Here is a 19,317-nt window from a genome sequence, read left to right as displayed (position 1 = left end):
CGGTGGCGCGATTCAGGCGTTACAGGGGGTTGTCTCGATGCATGTTCGGAGCCGCGCCGTTGCGGGTCTGGTTGCCGGGGCCGTGGTGTTGCTGGGCCTACCGGCGGCTGCGGACACGGTGGCGGGCAAGCTCGCCAGCACCGTCACCAGCCCTACCGCTGGCACCACCGTCATGAGGGCAGTCGGCAGCGACGCCACGCGCGTCGCCGCGAGCACGGTCACGGTCGCGTCCGAACCGGTGCCGGCGCACACCCGGCTGGTGCCGAGCACGCCGCGCACCGACACGCCGAGGATCACCAGCGGCGAGATCACCGACATCGAGGTGATCGGGAACCGGGTCTTCATCGCCGGCACCTTCACGTCGATTGCCAACGTCGGCGCAACGCCGATCGCCCAGAAGTCGCTGGCCTCGTACAACATCGACACGGGCAAGATTGACACCGGCTTCCGGCCGACGTTCGACGGATCCGTCGAAGCCGTCGAGGCCTCGCCCGACGGGTCGTCGCTCTACGTCGCGGGGTCGTTCAACACGGTCAGTGGCGTCACCAAGCGCAAGATCGCCCGGCTCAACCCGCTCACCGGCGCCCCGATCGCGGGGTTCACCGCCACCGCGGACGGCCGCGCGACCGCGCTGGCCGTGAGCAGCACGGCGGTGTACGTGGGTGGCCAGTTCTCGAAGGTGAACGGCGTGAGTCGCCGCAGCCTGGTCGCCCTCAACCCGACCACGGGCGCGGTGGACAGCGGATTCAACCTGCCCCTGTCCGGCGGCATCGGCGTCGGCGGCCTGCTCACCGTGCAGCAGCTCAAGCTGACGCACGACGACAGCAAGCTGCTGGTCGTCCACACTGGTCGGCAGATCGCCGGCCAGGACCGCTACGGCGTCGGTCTCGTCAACACCGCCACCAGGGCCCTCCTGCCCTGGCGCTCGCGCCTGTGGGAGGACAACCTCTCCTTCGTCGGCGGCATCCAGCGGGTCTTCGCCGGTGACATCGCGCCGGACGACTCCTACTTCGTCGTCACCAGCGGCTCGGGTGGCGACCGTCCGCCGATCAACGACACCGCGATCGCGTTTCCGACGACCGGGAACGACAACGTCGAGCCGCTCTGGGTGTCCCGGCACTTCGACAGCGTCTACTCGGTCGCCATCACCGAGAAGGCCGTGTACGTCGGCGGCCACTTCAGCTGGCAGGAATCGCCGACCTCCCCCGTCCCGTGGCCCGGCCTGGACAACGTCGGGTACGGCACGGGCCAGGGCCTGAGCGGTTACGGCCTCGGCGACCAGGTGGTCCGCCGCGACCACCTCGGCGCGCTCGACCCGAAGACCGGCACGGCCCTGGAGTGGAACCGGGGCTCCAACTCGTACGAGGGGGACAAGGCCATGCTGGCCACCCCGCGCGGTCTCTTCGTCGGCGGCGACGGCAACATCAAGGGCGGCAAGACGGTCGGCCGGGTCGGCTTCTTCGACCTCAGCAAGGAGCCGGCGGCCTCGGCGGTCGACACGACGATCGTCACGCCCATCGAGGGCTCGGTGAAGCAGGCCAACGAGGCGTTCGTGCTCGACGGCAAGGCGACCGCGCCGGCCGGCGTCAGCCGGGTCCAGATCGAGATCCAGAACCGGGGCTCCAAGCAGTACCTCCAGGACGACCTGACCACCTGGGGCGCCGCGAACAGCATCAACGCGACGCTCGCCGCGCCGAACGCGACCTCGACCGGGTGGTCCCTGTCGGTGGCGCTGCCCGTCGCCGAATACCAGGTCCAGGCGAAGGCGTTCGGCCGGGACGGGACCAGCGACCCCACGAAGGCCGTCAAGAAGATCGAGACCTTCCGCTTCGACGACCTGCCGCCGACGACGGCGGTCACCGCGCCGACCGCCGGCCTGCTCACCACCACGAGCTTCGTCGCCACCGGCACCGCCAGCGACGACAAGGGCGTCAGCGCGATGACGTACTGGCTGCGCACCCCGGACAACCGATACCTCCAGGACGACGGGACGCTCGCCCCGGTCTACAACACCTTCCGCGGTGAGCCGGACGTGATCGGCGCGTTGTCGACCACCTGGCAGTTGGAGGTGACCCTCCCCATCGAGGGCGACTGGAAGCTGATGGCCACCGCCATCGACACCGCCGGTCAGAGTGACCTGCGCGGTGCCACCCGGGAGTGGACCGTCTCGTCCACCGGTGTCGCGCCGACCGTGGCCATCAGCACCCCCGTGCCGATGACCCCGCCCACCTCCGCCGCACCCATCACCGTCGCACCGGGCGGCTCGATCACGTTCTCCGGTACCGCCGGCGACGACGACACCCTGAAGTCGGTCGAGATCTATCTCCGCAACACCACCACGCGGGAGTCGCTGGCCGCGGACGGCACGTGGGGCGTCGACTCGATCGCGGCCTACCACCGGGTCTCACCGACGAACCTCAGCGGCAAGTCGTACAACTGGTCCTTCACCACCGTGCCGCTCACGCCTGGCGTGTACGACTTCCGGGTTCGGGCCACCGACAACCTGGGCCTGACGACGGCGACCGCCAATCAGGGCCGGCTCTCCGTCACCGCCCAGGTGCCCGGCGACGCGTTCCCGAACGGCCTGTTGAGCTTCACCGGTGTCGACCAGAACATCGAGCAGCTGCACCTGGGCCTGGCCGGCACCGCGACCGACGACAAGGGCGTGCAGAGCGTGCGGGTGGCGCTGCGCGACCTGGACACCGGCCGGTACGTGCAGGCGAACGGCACCATGGCGGCGAGCTTCGCCACGGTGAACGCCACGCTCGCCTCGCCCGGTGCGACGAGCACCAGTTTCACCCTGCCGATCGACCTGCCGACCAAGGGTGAGTACAGCGTCGAGGCCTGGGCCGTCGACACGGCGGGCCAGCAGGACGTTTCGACCTCCGGCGCGACCGCCCGATACCTCGTGTACCCGGGCGACCTCGACCCGCGGCTGGAACCGAGCCTCACCCCGCAGGACGGCCAGGTCTACACCGACTCGAGGATCGTGGTCACCGGACGTGCCGTGGACGACGTCGGGATGCTTCGAGTGGAGATGCAGATCGTCAACAGCGGGGGTCAGGGGATGAACTCCTCCGGTGCGTTCAGCACGGGCGCCGCACCCTGGATCGCGTCCTTCCTCACCAGCCCGGGTTCCCCGGGGTCGAACTTCGCCTACACGTCGCCGGTGATCCCGGCGGGTGCCTACACCGTCTCGATCAGAGCTGTCGACAACTACGGGCAGCTGCAACAGTCACCGAAGACCGTCGCGGTGACCGTGAACTGAGCCGATCGGCCGCAGACCGATCTGCGTCGGGGCAACGTTCTGGCCCCAACAGCAGATCGGTCTGCGGCTCTGCGTGAGGTGGCCAAGCGCGCAACCGTTGCCTGCCGCGGCACTAGTGCCGCATGTCGCGGCGCTGATAGCCCCACATGCCGGCCGCCACGGCCGCACCCGCGACCGCGACCGCGACCGCGACCATGGTCGCCGCCGTCGGCCAGGCCGGCGACGCCTGGGGTACGGCCGCGAGATGAGCGTACGGCGACGGTGCCGCCGAGGCGGGCTCCTGCAGGCCAGCGGCTCCCGCCCGACGGAGTGGGCGAGAGCCGACGTTGGCCACGTCATGATCTTGCGTGAGGTGCGCGGTGTGTGCTCTCCAGCCGGTGCCATCGCGCGTCAGCCGGTGCCACTTCGGGTCAACCCGGGCCAATGATCATGGTCTCTGGGGCGCCCCGTGTGGTCCACGTGTGGCCATCACCCGGGCCGGCCGACCGGGACAACGCAGGTCAACACAGGCCACACTCCCTGCCACCCCGTACCAACCCGCAGGTCGCTAGACCAGGCCCTCGCGCCCTCGTAGCTCAGGGGATAGATCATCGGTTTCCTAAACCGATGATCGTCGATCATTTGCAGGCGCGTGACCTGCTGCACCGTCTCCTGACCGGCACCGGTCTGCGGACGCATTCGCTCGAATGATGCTCGGTGGGTCGGTCGCCGGTCTCTGTCCTGCGTCTGCCGCCTGCAGTAATCCCGGTGTCATGGATAGGCAAACGTGGCCCGTCCGGGGAGCAGGCCGAGCGGTCACGGGCGAGGCGGGTCTGACCGGCGGAGATCTGGGTATGCAGGGCGGCATGGAGCGGCCGCCGATCGCCGACTACGGCTTCCTGTCCGACTGCCGCTCGGCGGCGCTGGTCAGCCGGGACGGCTCGGTGGACTGGTGGTGCCCGGCGCGGTTCGACAGCCCGTCGGTCTTTGGCCGGATCCTTGACTCCGACGCCGGCCACTGGGTCCTGCGCCCGAGCGGCGAGCGGGACGGCCGGCGCATCGAGCGGGCGTACATCGGCGACAGCCTCGTGCTGCGCACCGTGCACCAGACCGACGGCGGCAGCGTCGCGGTCACCGAGGCGCTCGCCGCCGAGCCGGGTGCCCGCGGCCACGACCTGGGCTCCGCGTCACCGGCGGTGCTGATGCGCCAGGTCGAGGGGCTGAGCGGGCGAGTGCGCATGTCGACCGACTTCGTGCCCCGCCCCGAATACGGGCTGCTCACGCCGTATCTGCGCAGCCAGCCGGACCGGGTCGTTGCAGCCGCCGGACCGGTCAGCCTGACCTTGCGGGCAGGCGTACCGCTGACCTGCGAGCGCGGGCGTGCCCACGCGGCCTTCGACGTCTCTGCCGGTCAGGTGGTCGGGTTCGATTTGGCGTACGCCCCGTCGTTCGGTGGCCCGCCGGCTGCCGAGTTGGATCCGGTCGCGGCGATCGCCGAAACCGTTGAAGCGTGGCAGGTTTTGCAGGACAGCCACCACTACGATGGCCGCTATCCCGATCTCGTACGCCGCAGCTCCGTGATCCTGCAGGGCCTGACCTATCAGCCCAGCGGTGCGATCGTGGCCGCCGCGACCACCTCGCTGCCCGAGCAGCTCGGCGCCGACCGCAACTACGACTACCGGTTCGCCTGGCTGCGCGACTTCTCGTACACCCTGCACGCGCTGTGGGTCGCCGCCTGCACCGAGGAGACGTCCCGGCACTTCGGCTGGGCGGTCCGCTCGGTTGGCCGACTCGGAACCGAGCCCGGGCCGATCATGTACGGCGTCGGGGGCGAACGGGACCTGTCCGAACACGTCCTCGATCATCTAGGCGGTTACGCCGGCAGCCGGCCGGTACGCACCGGGAACGACGCCTGGCGGCAGCGACAATTGGATGTGCCCGGCGAGGTGCTCGAGGCCGCGTACCTGCTCCGCGACCGGTTGGGGCAGTTCGACGAGGAGCTGCGGCAGATGCTGGTGGACCTCGCTAATCAGACGGTGAACATCTGGCACAGGCCCGACGCCGGCATGTGGGAGGTGCGAGACGAGGAGCGGCACTACACGTCGTCGAAGGTGGGGTGCTGGGTGGCGCTGGACCGGGCGGTGCGGCTCGCGCCGCGGCTCGGGGAGGGGGCGGACCCTCGGCGGTGGGCCGTGGCCCGTGACGAGATCCACCGGACAGTGCTGGAGCAGGGCTGGAACGAGCGGGTTGGGGCCTTCACGGGCGCCTTCGGGTCGGACGAGTTGGACGCCTCGGTGCTGTTGATGCCGCTGGTGAACTTCCTGCCGGCCACCGACGGGCGGATGCGGGCGACGATCGAGGCCATCGAGCGGGAACTCACCACCGACGGCCTTGTGCGGCGCTGGGCGAGCGCCCCCGCCGGCTTCGTGTGGTGCTCGTTCTGGCTGGTGGGGTGCCTGGTGCTCGCTGGCGACAACCAACGGGCGACGGAGCTCTTCGAGCGCACCTGCACCAAAGCCAACGACCTTGGCATCTTCGCCGAGCAGTACGACCTGGTGACGGGTGAACACCTGGGCAATACGCCCCAGGCGCTGTCGCATATAGGCCAGATCATCGCCGCCGCGCGGCTCACTGACCCGACCGTCCATTTTTGATCCCTCGGGCGTGGCACGCGCCGGGCTAAGCCACCGCACCCGGCCGAGCCACCGCGCCAGGCCGATCCCGATCCGGAAACCTCACCGGCGGAGGCATGGTCGGCGCGGATGCGGGTGGCTCTGGCCGCGCGGAGCGGGTAGCCGTCGGCCGGGAGGGGGGACCATGGTCGCGCTGGCAACCTCGGTGCGCTCGGAGGAGGGGATCTGCCAGCGGCCCGCGGGCACGCCGCGGTGGTACCCGTTGCACGCGGGGTTCGACGTAGCGTCCATCTTCGCCGGCCTCACCCCGCTCGGTCTGGACGATCCGGCACGCGAGGCCGGGCACCTGGCCCGCATCTTCGATTTGCCCGTTGCTCTATGAGGGTGGCCGACATCGCGCAGTGACGCCGACGTTCACGCGCCTGGCTGGCGGGCAACGCCCGGATCTCGCCGATCAGGGCGGACGCGGCGGCGGACGGCGTCCTGGCGGTGGCGGTGGCGGTGGCGAGGACACGGGCTGTTCTTCGTCCGCCCCGACGGCAAGCCATGGCACCCCAACTCAGTCACCCAACGCTTCCGTCGACTCGTCAAAAAGGCCGGCCTGCCACCCATCCGACTGCACGACCTACGCCACGGGGCCGCCACCCTCGCCTGGCGTCGACGTGAAGGTCGTCTCTGAGCAGCTTGGGCACCCAGAATCCACTGAACGGATGAGGAAGAATGAGCCAACCGGGACCCGATCACTTGACGATCTCCAGGACGGCCATCATGCCCGCGTCCTCGTGTTGGAGGATGTGACAGTGCAGGACGGTCCTACCTACGTAGTCCGTGAAGTGTGTCCGGATGACGATCTCTCCGCTGGCGGGGACGACCGCGGTGTCCTGCAGGCCGCTGCTGTGGTGCGGGGCGCCGTTGACGCTCATCAACTGGAAGTCGTTGGTGTGGACGTGGAAGGAGTGTTGCTCGTTGCTGTCGTTGCGGATGGTCCACTCCTCCACCGTGTTCAGCTTCGACCGGACGTCCACCCGGTTCGGATCGAACTGCTTGCCGTTGATGAAGAACTGGGTCCCTGCGGGGTTCTCGGAAAACACGATGGTGCGGCGCGCGTCGACTGCGGCGCTGCCGAGGTCCTCTGTCGGGGCGAAGGTGGACGGCAGCGCGGACTGGGTGGTCGGCTGCCCCTCGGAGACCAGGGTGGCCAAGTTTGCCTGCGGGAACTGGTCGCCGCCCGATCCGGTGCTGTACGGCAGCGTCTCCAGTTGAGTGCTGCCGGGCGGGCCTCCTCGGACGAGGACGTCGAACCGGGCGCCGGCCGGGAGGACGAGTGAGTCCGCCGCGAAGATCCGGTTGACGGGGTTGGCGTCCTGGGCGATCACCTGAAATTGCTGTCCCTGGAGGCGTAGGTAATAGGTGATGTTGGCGCTGATGTTGGCCAGCCGCCACAGTTGAACCTCACCTGGCCGGATGCGGATAGTCGGGTTCAGCTGGCCGTTGACGGTGCGATTGGTGGGTGCGGCGATTGCCAGGCCCTGTGTCTTGATCGCGTCGCCCTGGGTCTGGAAGTCCTTGAGTGCGATGACGTGTTCGGTGATGTTGCGCAGGTTCGGCGGCAGGTACTGCTGGAGTCCGTCGACGATGATGATGCCGGACATTCCGCCCGCAACCTGCGCTTCCGACGTCGGGTGCGCGTGGGAGTGGTACCAGTAGGTGCCAGGCGCGAGATTGCCCGGGAACTGATAGGAGTAATTGAACGTCTCGCCGGGATGGATGTGGATGAACATGTTGTCGGAGTTGCCGCTGGGAGAGACGTGCAGTCCATGGACGTGCAGGTTGGTGTGCTTGTCCAGCCGGTTCTCCATCGCCAGCTCCAGCCTGTCTCCCGGCCGGAACCGCAATGTGGGTGGCATGTAATCGCCGTTGTAGGTCAGGGCCCACAGCTTCCGGCCGGCCACGTCCACCTGCCGTCTCTCCACGCGTATCTGCACCCGCAACACCCCGTTGTGGCTCACCCACTGCGCTGGATCCCGCAGCGGGAGGCCCGCTTGCCCGGACGGCGACGGCGACGGCTTCCTCGCGACCTCGCTTCCCCCCCACAGCCCAGCAGCCTGCGACAGTGATCACCGCAAGGATTTCGACGAAGAGCCAGGTTAGGGTTAGGTGGATTCGAGATCGCATTACACCCCTCCTCGGGGACGGGGCTGCCCACGCCAAGCACCACGCTCTGGACTTACCGGATCGGGTGTCGGGGGCGAGTTGTCGTCCGCCGTCGGAGCACCGGCACACCAGGGTGACGGGTCCCACCGTCAGCCGGCGTCTCTCTCCAGCCCCATCCGCGCGAGCCGCCAGCACCGCTCATATTTCGCCCCTTCCCCGCCATCGTCGGCCAACGGGAGCCGAGCCCGAGGGCAGATCAGGAACAACGAATGCATCGGGCCAGGCATTACGAGTCAGGTCCCGTTGATCTTGCCGTCCACGTCCTGTACCGCGTCATTCCGGCCAACCACCACACTGTGCCGACCTACGCTGCGGAGAGAACAAGTCCCTGGGGTTCAGGTGGCTGGGATACGGCGTATGGCCGTGCTCGATGACGCTCGGCCGCGCACTCGTGCGGCCAGGGGTTGGCCCCCGGCGGAGACGGCCTCGCGTTGATCTCCGAGACGGAACCGGCGGACCGCGAAGCGGATCGTTGGTGAGGCTGCCGATTCTCGCCAGATCGGCTGGCCTGGCGAGGCAGGTGCCCGCAGGAGACGGCAATCGGGAGGAAGCAGATGGGCGCGAGCGCAGCCGCTGGACAGGACGAGGCATCGCCCTCGCCGGCGCCCGACCAGGTCACCGTAATCGCCCAGTTAGTCGCGAAACCCGGTCGGGAATCCAACGTGTGTGACGCGCTGCTGCAGTTGGTCGGGCTCGCACGCGCAGAGTCGGGCAACGTCAGCTACGACCTTCATCGGCTGAAGAACAATCCGGCGGCGTTCTACGTACTGGCCAACTGGCGGGACCAGGCTGCCCTCGATCAGCACATGGCGAGCGCGCACGTCCGCACCCTGCTGAACGAGCAGACGGTGCCGGATCTGGTGGCTGCGCCCATGCTGAGCTGCGCGCGGCCGCTCTCCAGCCCAGACACCAGACCGGACCGGCCCCGAGCGACGGCGAACTCCCCCGCCCAGGTGACCCTTGTTCCGTTCTTCACCATCAAGCCGGGTGCGGTCGACGCGGTGCGTCGGGCCCACCTCGTGATGGTGGAGCCGACCCGGGCCGAACCCGGCTGCCTCGACTACGACCTGTACCAGTCCCGGGAGGACCCGTCGGTGATGTTCTTCTACGAGAACTGGACCGACCAGGACGCGCTCGCCAAGCACATGAACACGCCGAACTTCTACCGGTATGTTCGGGGCGAGGTGGACGCGCGCCTGGTGGTTCCCTGGACCGCGCACATGATGGCGATGTTCAGCCAGCCCTCCAGCTAGACCAGCGGGGCGGCCTCGGAATCCCGGCCCTGGGCCTGCTCGGCGCCGGACGTAGGCCCGGCCCGGGCGGGAGTCCAGCCCGGTCTGCTGCCACGCTTCGACGACACCGATCATGTCCGCGCCATACACCGACCGACGCGGGCGCTCCGATCCCGACGGGTCGCTCTTCGACTTCGCGGTAAGCGCCTGTCCAACCCATTGCGCTCGCTTACCTTTCGGGGACCCGACCGGTCTGGCCGTCACAGTGAACATTTTTCGGGGGCAGGACATGCGGTTGGGACGGAGTGTCGTCAGCTGGCTCCGCCGCCGGGATCCGGGATATCGGGCAGTTCGCCGGGCGGCGCGGCTGACCCTCGTCGCCTCCGTCAATTTCTACGGCTGCCGGTACGGTCTGGGCAGCACGGTCCTGGCGACGTACGCGTTGTTCGCCACGGTCGCTACCGGCATGTTCGCCCAGTTGTCGGGCGACGCGTCCCAGCGAGCGCGCACGCTTCTCGCCGCACTGCCGATGGCGTGGGTGCTGGTGGCCATCGGCACCGTCCTGGCATGGAGCACCTGGGCCGCGGCGGCCGGCATGCTGGTCGTCGGGTTCGCCGTGGCGTTCGCCGGCGTCGGCGGCCCGCGCCTGGTCGGGCTGGCCAACGCGTTCCAGCTCTTCTACATCCTGGCCTGCTTCCCGCCGTATCAGCCCGGCACGCTGCCGGCCCGGTTGGCTGGTGTGACGCTGGGCGTCGTGCTGGTGAGCCTCGCCGAGGTGGCGCTGTGGCCCGACCCGGCACCGGTTGCCTTCCCGCACCGCCTGGGCGACGCGGCGAAGGGGGTCGCCGCGTTCCTCGAGGGGATCGCGGACGTGATGTCCGGGCAGCAAGGTGCAGACGCGGAGGTGGCGCGGCGCCACACTCGGGCCATCCGTGCAGTCGAACAGGTGCGGATACTGCAGCTACCCCCTACCCGGCGGCCCATGTCCGCCAGCGTGCGGGACCGTGCGTTGCGAGATGCTGCCGCCGCCGTACACGAGATGCTCGCGCTCGCCGAGTCGCTCGCGACCGAACCGGGGACAACCGAGACCAGGGACGCCGACGCGGCGCGGCTGCTGCGGCAGTCCGCAGTATCGATCCGCTCCTCCGGCGACATCGCGCTCGGGGAAGCACAGGCCGCCGGCACGGACGACCACCTTGATGCCGCGGGCGCCGCACTCGAAAGGCGGCGGGCACGGGCGGGGCAGCGGGCCCACGCCACTCGTCTGCGCGTAGACGCCATCGCTCAGGCAGTGGTCGAACAGGCCGGCATCTTTGCGACCGCCACGCGGGTGGCTGGTGGTTTCCGGACCAGGCAGGCCACAGAGCGTCCGGCCACCGGGCCCGACCAGTTTTGGTACGCCCGGCGCAGCGTCCTGTCGTTGTACTGGCAGCAGTTTCGCGCACACCTCACCCCACGCTCGGTGTATTTCGAGGGAGCGGTCCGGCTTGCCGTGGCTCTCGCCGCCGCCCGCATCATCGCCGGAACGTTCAACCTGCTCCACGGCTTCTGGGTGCTTCTCGCCATCCTCACTCTCCTGCGGACCTCCGGCGCAGACACCCGCACCACGTTGCGTCCCGCACTGGTCGGCACCCTCATCGGCGCCGTCGCTGGCGGCCTGCTGCTCCTCAGTTCTCCACCGCCCGAGATCTACCTGGCGCTGCTGCCGATCACCATGGTGCTGGCGTTCGGCGTGGGCCCTCTGCTGGGCATGGGCTGGTCGCAGGCCATGCTGACACTGCTGCTCATCTTCGTCTTCGCCCAGCTCACGCCGGTGAACTGGCAGCTGGTCGGGGCCCGTGTGGTGGATGTCCTGATCGGTGCGGCGGTCGGCGTTCTTGCCGGGTTGCTGATGTGGCCCCGAGGCGCCAGCAGCGAGCTGCGGCGCAACGCCGCCGCCTACCTCGGGGCCGCTGCGGAGGCCATCGCACAAACCGTGAAGGTGCTCGCGGGGAAAGAGGAAACGCCCGAGGCGGTTGACGCAGCGCGTCGAGGAAAGATCCTCACCGACGCATCCTTCGCCCAGTACCATTTCGAGCGCCACGATCCGCGGATGTCGCATGTCGACTGGGAGGTCGTACTGATCGCCGGGAATCGCATCCTGCACGGCGCAGAGGCGCTTCTCGCCCGCGATCGGCCCGGCGTTCTGGCGTCCTGGCCCGACTCCGCAGCCCAGCTCGTCGGCTGGGCCCAACGACTGCGGTCCGCCTACGCCGACCTGGCCAGACAGTTGCCGCAGGGCCAGATCCGCCGTCCCGTCGCGCCGCCGGCGGCTGCCACGGACGTCGTCGACCGCGTCGATGAGAGCATCCGGGGTGGCGAAACCCGCCCCGAGGTCCTGCGCCTGGTCGAGATCGACGTGTGGCTTGCCGGCCTCACAAGCCACATCGCGCGAATCCAGTCACCACCGATGGCGCCAGCGGAACATCGGAAGAAGGCGTAGCCGGATCCCCCGGCATCCCGAGTCCCTCACTGCGGGTGCCTTCGCCGCAGTTGCGATCCGTTCGGCGAAACCCGTCCTGGCTGAGGTGATGTCCGCGCGTGTGTCCCGATCGGCGGACCGGAAGGCCCGGTCCGGTCGCGGTGACACCAGCGGGACGTGCTGCGCCCGCGATCACTCCAAGGCACCTCCCAGCTTGGCTTATTACTTTGGGTGACGATCGGGCGACCGGGTGGGCGTCCGGCTGGGGCGTAGGGGGCTGGGGCGGGTGCAACGAAGATCACGACGGATTCTGGTGGGCGTGCTGGCGGCACTGCTGGTGCTGGGCGGCGGCGCAGCCTTCGGCATCGGGGCGTACGGCCGTTCGCTCAACGACAACCTGGCCCGCGCCGACGCCTTCGCCGGACTGCCGGACAGCGCTCGCCCGACGCAGCCGGTCAGCGGCGCCATGAACGTGCTGCTGCTCGGCAGCGACTCCCGCGACCCGGACACGACCGCGAACTCGCGGACCGACACGATCATGCTTCTGCACCTCGACGCCGACCATAAGAAGGCAGAGGTCATCTCGATCCCTCGGGACACCTGGGTCTTCGTCCCGAAGTCGACCGACGGCCGGCACGGCGACACCATGGCGAAGATCAACTCGGCGTACGCCTGGGGCGGCACACCGCTCATGGTGCAGACCGTGGAGACCTTCACCGGCGTCCACATCGACCACGTGGGACTGGTCGACTTCGCCGGTTTCGAACAGGTGGTCAACGCCTTGGGTGGCGTGGACCTGAAGATCGAGAAGACCATCACGTCGATCCACCCGCCGTACCGGACCTTCGACAAGGGCACCCAGCATCTGAACGGCGCGGAAGCGCTCGACTACGTGCGCCAGCGTTACCAGTTCGCCGACGGCGACTTCGGCCGGGAACGGCACCAGCGGGAGTTCCTGCAGGCACTGCTCGACCGGGCGGTCAGCCTCGGTACGCTGTCCAACCCGGTGAAGCTCAACTCCTTCCTCCAGGCCGTCACCACGTCGGTCACCGTCGACAAGGACTTCGACCTGGTCGACGTCGCGCTGGAACTGCGGGACCTGCGCAGCGAGGACCTGACCTTCCTCGGCAGCCCGAGCGCCGGGACCGGCACCAGGAGTGGGCAGAGCGTGGTGCTGCCGGACACTGCCCAGGCGCGGGCGCTCTTCCAGGCGGTCGCCCACGACACGGTCCAGGAGTACGTGCGGGGAAGCGAGGGCTCGACACCGTCCCCGACCCACTCCGCCAACCCCCGCCTCTAGAGCGGTCGCCACGAACGCTCACCGGGTCGGGGCAGTCAGCTCGCAGCCGGGGCCGGTTTGAGCGCCTTGCACGCCTCCAGCGCCGCGCTGGCCGTCGGATCGCTCGCGTCCGGGGTGGTGCCGGGCTGCACTCCGTGGTCCGAGAGGCAGTTGGCGTACGCCGGGTCCGTCCCCGACCCTGCACTTGCCGAAAACCTCGTCCGTGCAGGTCACGCGGCATGCTCGTACTCGTGGTGGATGCCGCCGAGGCGATTGCGTCTTCGAATGTCGAGGCGGGCCAGCTTGTCCGGATCGGTGACCTGCGCAGGCAACGGGTACAACGGGCGCGCGTTCGCGATGCACTGGTACGGGCGGTGCCCGTTGTAGAACTGTTCGAACTCGCGCAGGGCGTGGAGCAGGTGTTGCTGGTTCCAGTTCAGGGTGCGGTCCAACAGTTCGCGTGGGCAGGTCTGTATCCAGCGTTCCATGATCGAGTTCATGCGGGGCATCCGGACGCCGCTGAGGACGACGTCGATGCCCGCGTCCTTGAGAACGGCGTCGAACAGGGCGGGGAACTTCCCATCGCGGTCCCGGATCAGGAACCGCGCCCGGCAGCCGGCGTCCTCGAGGTCCATGACGAGGTTCTTCGCTGCCTGGCACACCCATGAGGCGGTCGGGTGCGCGGTCGCGCCCAGGATCCGGATCCGACGGCTGGCGTGCTCGATCACCGCGAGCACGTACATCCGCGCTCCGGTGAGGGTGATCGTTTCCAGGAAGTCGCAGGCCAGCAGGGCGTCGGCCTGGGAACGGAGGAAGTCGGCCGAGGTGTTGGAGGACCCCTGGGGCGCCGGGTCGATCCCGGCCTCCTTCAAGATCTCCCACACTGTGGACGCGGCCACGTGCAGGCCGAGCACCAACAGTTTCCCGTGCAGGCGTCGGTAGCCTCAGCTGGTGGCCGGTCTGGCACACCGCCGCGCCCGGCGCAGACGGGAGGCCCGCGAGGTCCTCGGCACGGCGGCCGCCGAGTTCGCCGCGCTCGGCGCCGCCGCCTTCGCCCATCGGGCGCACGCGGAACTGGCCCGGATCGGCGGGCGGACGCCCACGCCGACCACGCTCACCGCGACCGAGCAGCGGGTGGCCCGACTGGCCGCGCAGGGCCGCACCAACCGGGCCATCGCCGACGCGCTGTTCATCAGCCCGAAGACCGTCGAGGCCAACCTCGCCCGGGTCTACCGGAAGCTGGGCATCTCCAGCCGCGCCGAACTCGGGGCGGCCATGGCGCAGTCACCCGCGGCCGAATAGAGCCAGCGGCCAGCATCGGACCGGGAGCAATTTAGGGTCCCGGAGTCGCGGTAACAGATGGTCACGCCGGCCGGGACGTCGGCAGCACCATTCTGAGGAGTGCATCCGTGGCTGGGCTCGACGGAGCGGCCGTGGGGACGGCGACGGACACCTGCCACCTGGGGGCGGCCGGATCGCTGAGGGTGACGACATGGAGCCGCTTCGCGGATGGCTTGCGGGCGACGGGGGCTGGGACCAGTGCGACGCCAAGTCCCTGGTCGACGCATTCGAGCAGGGTGTGTACGTCGTTCACCTCCAGGGGTACCTGCCGTTCGAGGCCGACGGCGGTGAAGGCCCGGTCGGTGAGTTGGCGGGCCCCCCAGTCGGAGGAGAAGTCAACGAACAACTCGTTACGCAGCGATTCCCAGTCGACGGTGTCACGGGCCGACAGCGGGTGCTCCGGGTGGCAGAGCAGCAGCATCGGCTCGGTCGCCAGCGGCATGAGCGTCACACCGTCTGGTGGTTGCCCCGGCAAGGCGACGAAGGCGACATCGAGGCGTCCGAGGCGAACCTGATCGGCCAGGTGTGTTGATCCGCCGTGCCGCAGCCGGATCTCTACTCCTGGGTAGGTGCGCCGGAAGCGGGCTAGCAACGGGGGGAGGTTGATCACACCGAGGCACTGCTCGGTGCCGACGGACACTGTGCCCCGCAGGAGCCCCTGCACGGCAGCGACGGCATCCCGCGCGGCGGCGACGCTGGCCAGGGTGCGGTGCGCCTCGATCAGCAGCGCCCGTCCCGCCTCGGTGAGCTCGACGCGGCGGGTGCTGCGGATGAACAGGTCCGCGCCAAGCTCCCGTTCCAGTGTGCGGATCGACGCGGACAGGCCCGACTGGGCGACGCGCATTCGTTCCGCGGCCCGGGTGAAGTGCCTCTCCTCGGCGACCGCGATGAAGTACTCAAGGTGTCGCAGCTCCATGATTGAGCAGCATATCTGCTCAATCTCAGCGGTTTTTGCTGTTGGACCGCAGGATGTGGGTGGGTGAGTCTGGTGACTGCCGCTCTGACGAGTAGGTCAGCGGACTGTGAAGTCGGAGGTTGTCATATGCAGACCCGCCACATCGGCGAGGTGCAGGTAGGGCAGATCGGGTTGGGTGCCATGCCCATGTCGATCGAGGGCCGTCCCGACGAACGCCGCTCCATCACCACGATTCACGCCGCGTTGGACGCAGGCGTCACGCTCATCGACACCGCCGACGCCTACCACATCGGCGCCGACGAGGTCGGCCATAACGAGCTCCTCATCGCCAAGGCGCTCGCCACCTACCCCGGTGACACCAGCCCAACCCTGGTGGCGACCAAGGGCGGCCATCTGCGTCCCGGCGACGGTTCCTGGACGGTGGACGGATCTCCGGCCCACATCAAGCGGGCCTGCGAGGCGTCGCTGAAGCGGCTCGGCGTGGAGGCGATCGGCCTCTACCAGTTCCACCGCCCAGATCCGACGGTGCCCTACGCCGAGTCCATCGGTGCGCTGAGCGATCTGCTGGCGGAGGGGAAGATCCGCATGGCGGGGATCTCGAATGCGAACCTGCAGCAGATTCGCCAGGCGCACGAGCTGCTGGACGGACGGCTGGTGTCAGTGCAGAACCAGTTCTCGCCGGCCTTCCGGAGCAGCACGGGCGTTTCAAGATCATTGATCTTGGGCTGGTGGGGTCGGTGAGCTGCTCGGGACGGGTCGCGTGTGGACGGTGATGTCTGCCGCGGTCTGCTCGTCGGCGGTGTGTCGCTCAGTCGATAGGGGCGAAGCTCCGGTATGACATGGGGTCCTCTCACAGATCCACGTCACCCCGGAGCTTCGTTGTGGACCAGTCTGCCATCAGGGTCGTCGAGGCGCCGGCCCTAGCGTCCGAGGTTTGCCTTCCCGCGACGGCGGGGCGGGTTGGACTGCTCGAACTGTTCGCCGCGGTGTCGGACGGGCGCTCGGAGCAGGGCCGGGATCACCCGGTCGCGGTGGTCCTGGCGTTGGCCGCGGGAGCGGTCGTGGCCGGGATGCGTGGCTACACCGCGATCGCCGGCTGGGTCGCCGACGTGCCCGAGGCGCTGCGGCGGCGCCTGTACGAACGCGGCGGTGGCAAGCCCACGGTCAGGTTCCCGCCGTCGAAGGCGACGATCTGGCGGGTCGTCACCGACACGGACGCGCAGACATTCGACCAGGTGGTGGGGACCTGGCTGATGACCCGAATGGCCGATGAGCGCCCGGATACCGCACCCGACGCCGCCGGTGAGCCCGACGGTAGTGGCCCGTCGGGGTTGATGCAGGTACGCCTCGACGGCAAGGTGGTCCGCGGCGCCACCGACGCCGACGGCACCCAGGTTCACCTCCTCGCGGCGTTGGCCGGCCGGCCCGGCGACGTCACGGTCGTCGCCGCGCAGACCCAGATCGACACCAAGTCCAACGAGGTGCCGCACGCCACCGAGGTTCTGGACCGGATCCGGGATCTACGCGATGCGGTGGTCACCGCCGATGCGTTACACACCGTCAAGGCGACCGCGGCGCACATCCACGCCCGCGACGGCTTCTACGTGTTGCCCGTCAAGGAGAACCGCCAAGCCCTCTACACCGCGGTCAACGCCCTGCCCTGGTCGCAGACCCCGATCACGTACTGCCACACCGACATCGGCCACGCCCGGATCACCCGACGCACGATCCGGGTGCTTCCCGCGCCACCCGACCTGCCGTTCCCCCACGCCGCACAGGTCTACCTCGTCGAACGCTACGTCACCGACCTGGCCGGAGAGCACCCCAGCGCCGCCGCCGCGCTCGGCGTCACCAACCTACCCGCCACCGTCGCCAGCCCCGCCGACCTGGCCGGCTACACCCAAAGCCACTGGGGCGTCGAGTCATTGCACTGGCTGCGCGACACCCTCTACGCCGAAGACGCCTCCACCACCCGAACCCGCTCCGGCCCCCGCATCATGGCCACCCTCCGCAACCTCGCCATCGGAGCGATACGCCTGGCCGGACGCCACGACATCACCGAAGCCACCCGCTGGGCCAGCCGCGACATGCACCGACCCTTCACCATCCTCCAACTCACCACATGATCTTGAAACGACCGTGTCCGGAGCAGCGAGCCCGAGTTGCGGCTGTGCAGCGAGTTGGGTATCGCATTCCTGCCATGGAGCCCACTGGGCGGCGTCGCCCGAGCCAACGATCTCGGCACAACTTTCATCGCGTTCCAGCGGGTCGCCCGGCAGCACGACGTGAGTGCGCAGCAGGTCTGCCTCGCCTGGATGCTCGCCAAGTCGCCGATGGTCGTGCCGATCCCTGGAGCCAGCCGACCTCAGACCATCCGCGACTCGGCGGCTGCGGCGGACCTGGTCCTCACCCACGAGGAAATCGCTGATCTCGACGCCGCCGGCGCAGCGGCCTGACACTTACTACACATACCGGGGGACTTTCTGATGAGTTACACCGCCGAACCCACCCGCTACGGCAGCATGAGCTACCGCCGCTGCGGACGCAGTGGGCTTCGCCTACCGGCAATGTCGCTCGGCTTGTGGCACAACTTCGGGGGCGATCGGCCGCTCGAGAGCCAGCGCGCGATTCTGCGTCGCGCCTTCGACCTCGGGATCACGCATTTCGACCTCGCGAACAACTACGGCCCACCTTACGGCTCCGCTGAGCAGAACTTCGGACGCTTGCTCGCCGAGGATTTTCGGCCGTACCGCGACGAGTTGGTCATCTCGACGAAGGCCGGGTACGACATGTGGCCTGGCCCGTACGGCGAAGGGGGCTCGCGAAAGTACCTGCTCGCCAGCCTTGATCAGAGCCTGCAGCGGATGGGGTTGGATTACGTCGACATCTTCTATTCGCACCGCTTCGACCCGCAGATCCCACTTGAAGAGACAATGGGAGCCTTGGACACCGCCGTACGGCAAGGCAAGGCCCTGCACGTCGGGATCTCGTCCTACTCGCCCGGCAAGACCGCTGAGGCGGCCGCAATCCTGAAGGATCTCGGCTCGCCGCTGCTCATCCACCAGCCCTCGTATTCCATGCTCAACCGCTGGATCGAGCAGGATCTCCTCAGTGTGCTTGAGCAGGAGGGTGCCGGCTGCATCGGATTCTCGCCGCTCGCCCAGGGAATGCTTACCGACCGTTACCTTGGCGGCGTGCCCGAAGGTTCGCGCGCCAGCCGAGACAGTTCGCTGTCGCCGGAAGCGCTGAACGAGGAGAACCTCGCCAAGATCCGGGCATTGAACGAGATCGCCGCACGGCGTGGACAAACGCTGGCTTAGATGGCGCTCGCCTGGTCGCTACGCGATCCGCGAATGACCTCGACCCTGATCGGCGCCAGCAGCGTCGCACAACTGGAGGCCAACGTGGCCGCCCTCGACAACCTGACGTTCACCGAGGACGAACTGACCGAGATCGACAGATTCGCCACGGAGTCCGGCATCAATCTCTGGGCGCGTTCCAGCAGCGAGTAGTCCCCGCCCGAGGCGTGATTTCGAGGTGAGGCCTACCAACGCTCCACCAGATGCTCGCGGCCCGACGGCGGGTCGTACGACTCCGGCCAGTAGTCGACGACCCGAGTGATCAGCCCGTCATCGGAAAACTCGAACCACATACACGCGTCCTGGTGCTCATTGCCGACGCATGCATCGATCCACGCCGCCGCATGACGGCCATCGGCGACGATGCGACGTACCTGAAGATGCCAGTCCCCGGGGTATTCCTTATTGAACTGCATGAAAGCCGATCTGCCAGGAATCCGTTCACGGCTCTGCGGCAGCTCGTACACCATGTTTTCAGTCAGCAGATCGCTGAGCCGTTGCCAGTCGCGCTGCTCGGCGCTCTCTACGTAAGCGCGCACGGCGTCTCGGGTTCTCGATGTCTCGTCCACGGGCCGCACGCTACAGGGCAGCACCGACAGCGGGTCAGGTTCACAGGCGCGCCAAGATTCATCGCT

General features: G+C 68.6%; 15 protein-coding genes and 1 pseudogene. 11 read left to right on the top strand and 5 right to left on the bottom strand.

Features of this window, described 5'->3' with window-relative positions:
* Window positions 1-12 precede the first annotated feature (12 nt).
* On the bottom strand, window positions 13-345 hold the full coding sequence (locus OG799_RS25840; RefSeq protein ID WP_406038373.1) for a hypothetical protein: 333 nt from the start codon (window positions 343-345) through the stop codon (window positions 13-15).
* Here OG799_RS25840 and OG799_RS25835 point away from each other — a divergent pair.
* The 3 genes from OG799_RS25835 (at window position 323) to OG799_RS25825 (ending at window position 6,262) form a co-directional block, all read left to right on the top strand.
* The gene (locus OG799_RS25835) at window positions 323-3,268 is read left to right on the top strand and encodes a hypothetical protein (RefSeq protein ID WP_406038371.1); all 2,946 of its coding nucleotides are present in this window, start codon (window positions 323-325) and stop codon (window positions 3,266-3,268) included. The two genes, OG799_RS25840 and OG799_RS25835, sit on opposite strands and share 23 nt — an antisense overlap.
* Window positions 3,269-4,113: 845 nt before the next feature.
* Window positions 4,114-5,901 carry a glycoside hydrolase family 15 protein gene (locus OG799_RS25830; protein WP_406046408.1) on the top strand — a complete coding sequence of 596 codons (1,788 nt, stop codon included), beginning with the start codon at window positions 4,114-4,116 and terminating at the stop codon, window positions 5,899-5,901.
* A gap of 163 nt (window positions 5,902-6,064) precedes the next feature.
* A complete protein-coding gene (locus OG799_RS25825) occupies window positions 6,065-6,262 on the top strand; it encodes a hypothetical protein (protein WP_406038370.1) in 198 nt (65 codons plus the stop codon).
* Window positions 6,263-6,620: 358 nt separating this feature from the next.
* On the opposite strand, the gene OG799_RS25820 is transcribed toward OG799_RS25825, so the two are convergent.
* Entirely contained in the window at window positions 6,621-7,865 is a 1,245-nt protein-coding gene (locus OG799_RS25820; protein WP_406038368.1) for a multicopper oxidase family protein, read from the bottom strand.
* A gap of 783 nt (window positions 7,866-8,648) precedes the next feature.
* Here OG799_RS25820 and OG799_RS25815 point away from each other — a divergent pair.
* From OG799_RS25815 to OG799_RS25805, 3 genes are all read left to right on the top strand, one after another.
* Window positions 8,649-9,347: a putative quinol monooxygenase gene (locus OG799_RS25815; protein WP_406038366.1), complete on the top strand. Its 699-nt coding sequence runs from the start codon at window positions 8,649-8,651 to the stop codon at window positions 9,345-9,347.
* A 268-nt stretch (window positions 9,348-9,615) separates the two neighbouring features.
* Window positions 9,616-11,808 carry an FUSC family protein gene (locus OG799_RS25810; RefSeq protein ID WP_406046407.1) on the top strand — a complete coding sequence of 731 codons (2,193 nt, stop codon included), beginning with the start codon at window positions 9,616-9,618 and terminating at the stop codon, window positions 11,806-11,808.
* Window positions 11,809-12,106: 298 nt separating this feature from the next.
* Window positions 12,107-13,087, top strand: coding sequence for an LCP family protein (locus OG799_RS25805; RefSeq protein WP_406038364.1), 981 nt, complete (start codon window positions 12,107-12,109; stop codon window positions 13,085-13,087).
* Between the two features lie 209 nt (window positions 13,088-13,296).
* On the opposite strand, the gene OG799_RS25800 is transcribed toward OG799_RS25805, so the two are convergent.
* Entirely contained in the window at window positions 13,297-13,980 is a 684-nt protein-coding gene (locus OG799_RS25800) for an integrase (protein WP_406038362.1), read from the bottom strand.
* Window positions 13,981-14,017: 37 nt separating this feature from the next.
* Here OG799_RS25800 and OG799_RS25795 point away from each other — a divergent pair, with 37 nt between their 5' ends.
* Window positions 14,018-14,368: a helix-turn-helix transcriptional regulator gene (locus OG799_RS25795; protein ID WP_406038360.1), complete on the top strand. Its 351-nt coding sequence runs from the start codon at window positions 14,018-14,020 to the stop codon at window positions 14,366-14,368.
* Between the two features lie 61 nt (window positions 14,369-14,429).
* Here OG799_RS25795 and OG799_RS25790 read toward each other — a convergent pair whose 3' ends face one another.
* Entirely contained in the window at window positions 14,430-15,323 is an 894-nt protein-coding gene (locus tag OG799_RS25790) for a LysR family transcriptional regulator (protein WP_406038358.1), read from the bottom strand.
* Window positions 15,324-15,449: 126 nt separating this feature from the next.
* On the opposite strand from OG799_RS25790, the gene OG799_RS25785 reads away from it, so the two are divergent.
* From OG799_RS25785 to mgrA, 4 genes and pseudogenes are all read left to right on the top strand, one after another.
* Entirely contained in the window at window positions 15,450-16,064 is a 615-nt protein-coding gene (locus OG799_RS25785) for an aldo/keto reductase (RefSeq protein WP_406038356.1), read from the top strand.
* Between the two features lie 140 nt (window positions 16,065-16,204).
* Window positions 16,205-17,449 (top strand): ISAs1 family transposase, encoded by a 1,245-nt coding sequence (locus tag OG799_RS25780; RefSeq protein ID WP_406037500.1) that lies wholly within the window; start codon window positions 16,205-16,207, stop codon window positions 17,447-17,449.
* 36 nt (window positions 17,450-17,485) lie between these two features.
* Window positions 17,486-17,779, top strand: a complete 294-nt coding sequence (locus tag OG799_RS25775) for an aldo/keto reductase (RefSeq protein ID WP_406038354.1) — start codon at window positions 17,486-17,488, stop codon at window positions 17,777-17,779.
* A gap of 30 nt (window positions 17,780-17,809) precedes the next feature.
* Window positions 17,810-18,835: pseudogene (gene mgrA / locus OG799_RS25770) on the top strand (L-glyceraldehyde 3-phosphate reductase).
* A 32-nt stretch (window positions 18,836-18,867) separates the two neighbouring features.
* Here the strand turns inward: mgrA and OG799_RS25765 are convergent.
* Window positions 18,868-19,251, bottom strand: a complete 384-nt coding sequence (locus OG799_RS25765) for a nuclear transport factor 2 family protein (RefSeq protein ID WP_406038352.1) — start codon at window positions 19,249-19,251, stop codon at window positions 18,868-18,870.
* Window positions 19,252-19,317: the final 66 nt, after the last annotated feature.

The organism is Micromonospora sp. NBC_00898, from assembly GCF_045207895.1.
Taxonomy (GTDB): domain Bacteria; phylum Actinomycetota; class Actinomycetes; order Mycobacteriales; family Micromonosporaceae; genus Micromonospora.
Note: the sequence above shows the minus strand (reverse complement) of the source record. Positions and strands in the feature narration are given on the sequence as shown.

Coding starts and splice junctions, on each gene's coding strand:
- OG799_RS25840 (WP_406038373.1), bottom strand. CDS start 345: ATGAAGACCCGGTTCCCGATCACCTCGATGTCGGTGATCTCGCCGCTG.
- OG799_RS25830 (WP_406046408.1), top strand. CDS start 4,114: ATGGAGCGGCCGCCGATCGCCGACTACGGCTTCCTGTCCGACTGCCGC.
- OG799_RS25825 (WP_406038370.1), top strand. CDS start 6,065: ATGGTCGCGCTGGCAACCTCGGTGCGCTCGGAGGAGGGGATCTGCCAG.
- OG799_RS25815 (WP_406038366.1), top strand. CDS start 8,649: ATGGGCGCGAGCGCAGCCGCTGGACAGGACGAGGCATCGCCCTCGCCG.
- OG799_RS25810 (WP_406046407.1), top strand. CDS start 9,616: ATGCGGTTGGGACGGAGTGTCGTCAGCTGGCTCCGCCGCCGGGATCCG.
- OG799_RS25790 (WP_406038358.1), bottom strand. CDS start 15,323: ATGGAGCTGCGACACCTTGAGTACTTCATCGCGGTCGCCGAGGAGAGG.
- OG799_RS25785 (WP_406038356.1), top strand. CDS start 15,450: ATGCAGACCCGCCACATCGGCGAGGTGCAGGTAGGGCAGATCGGGTTG.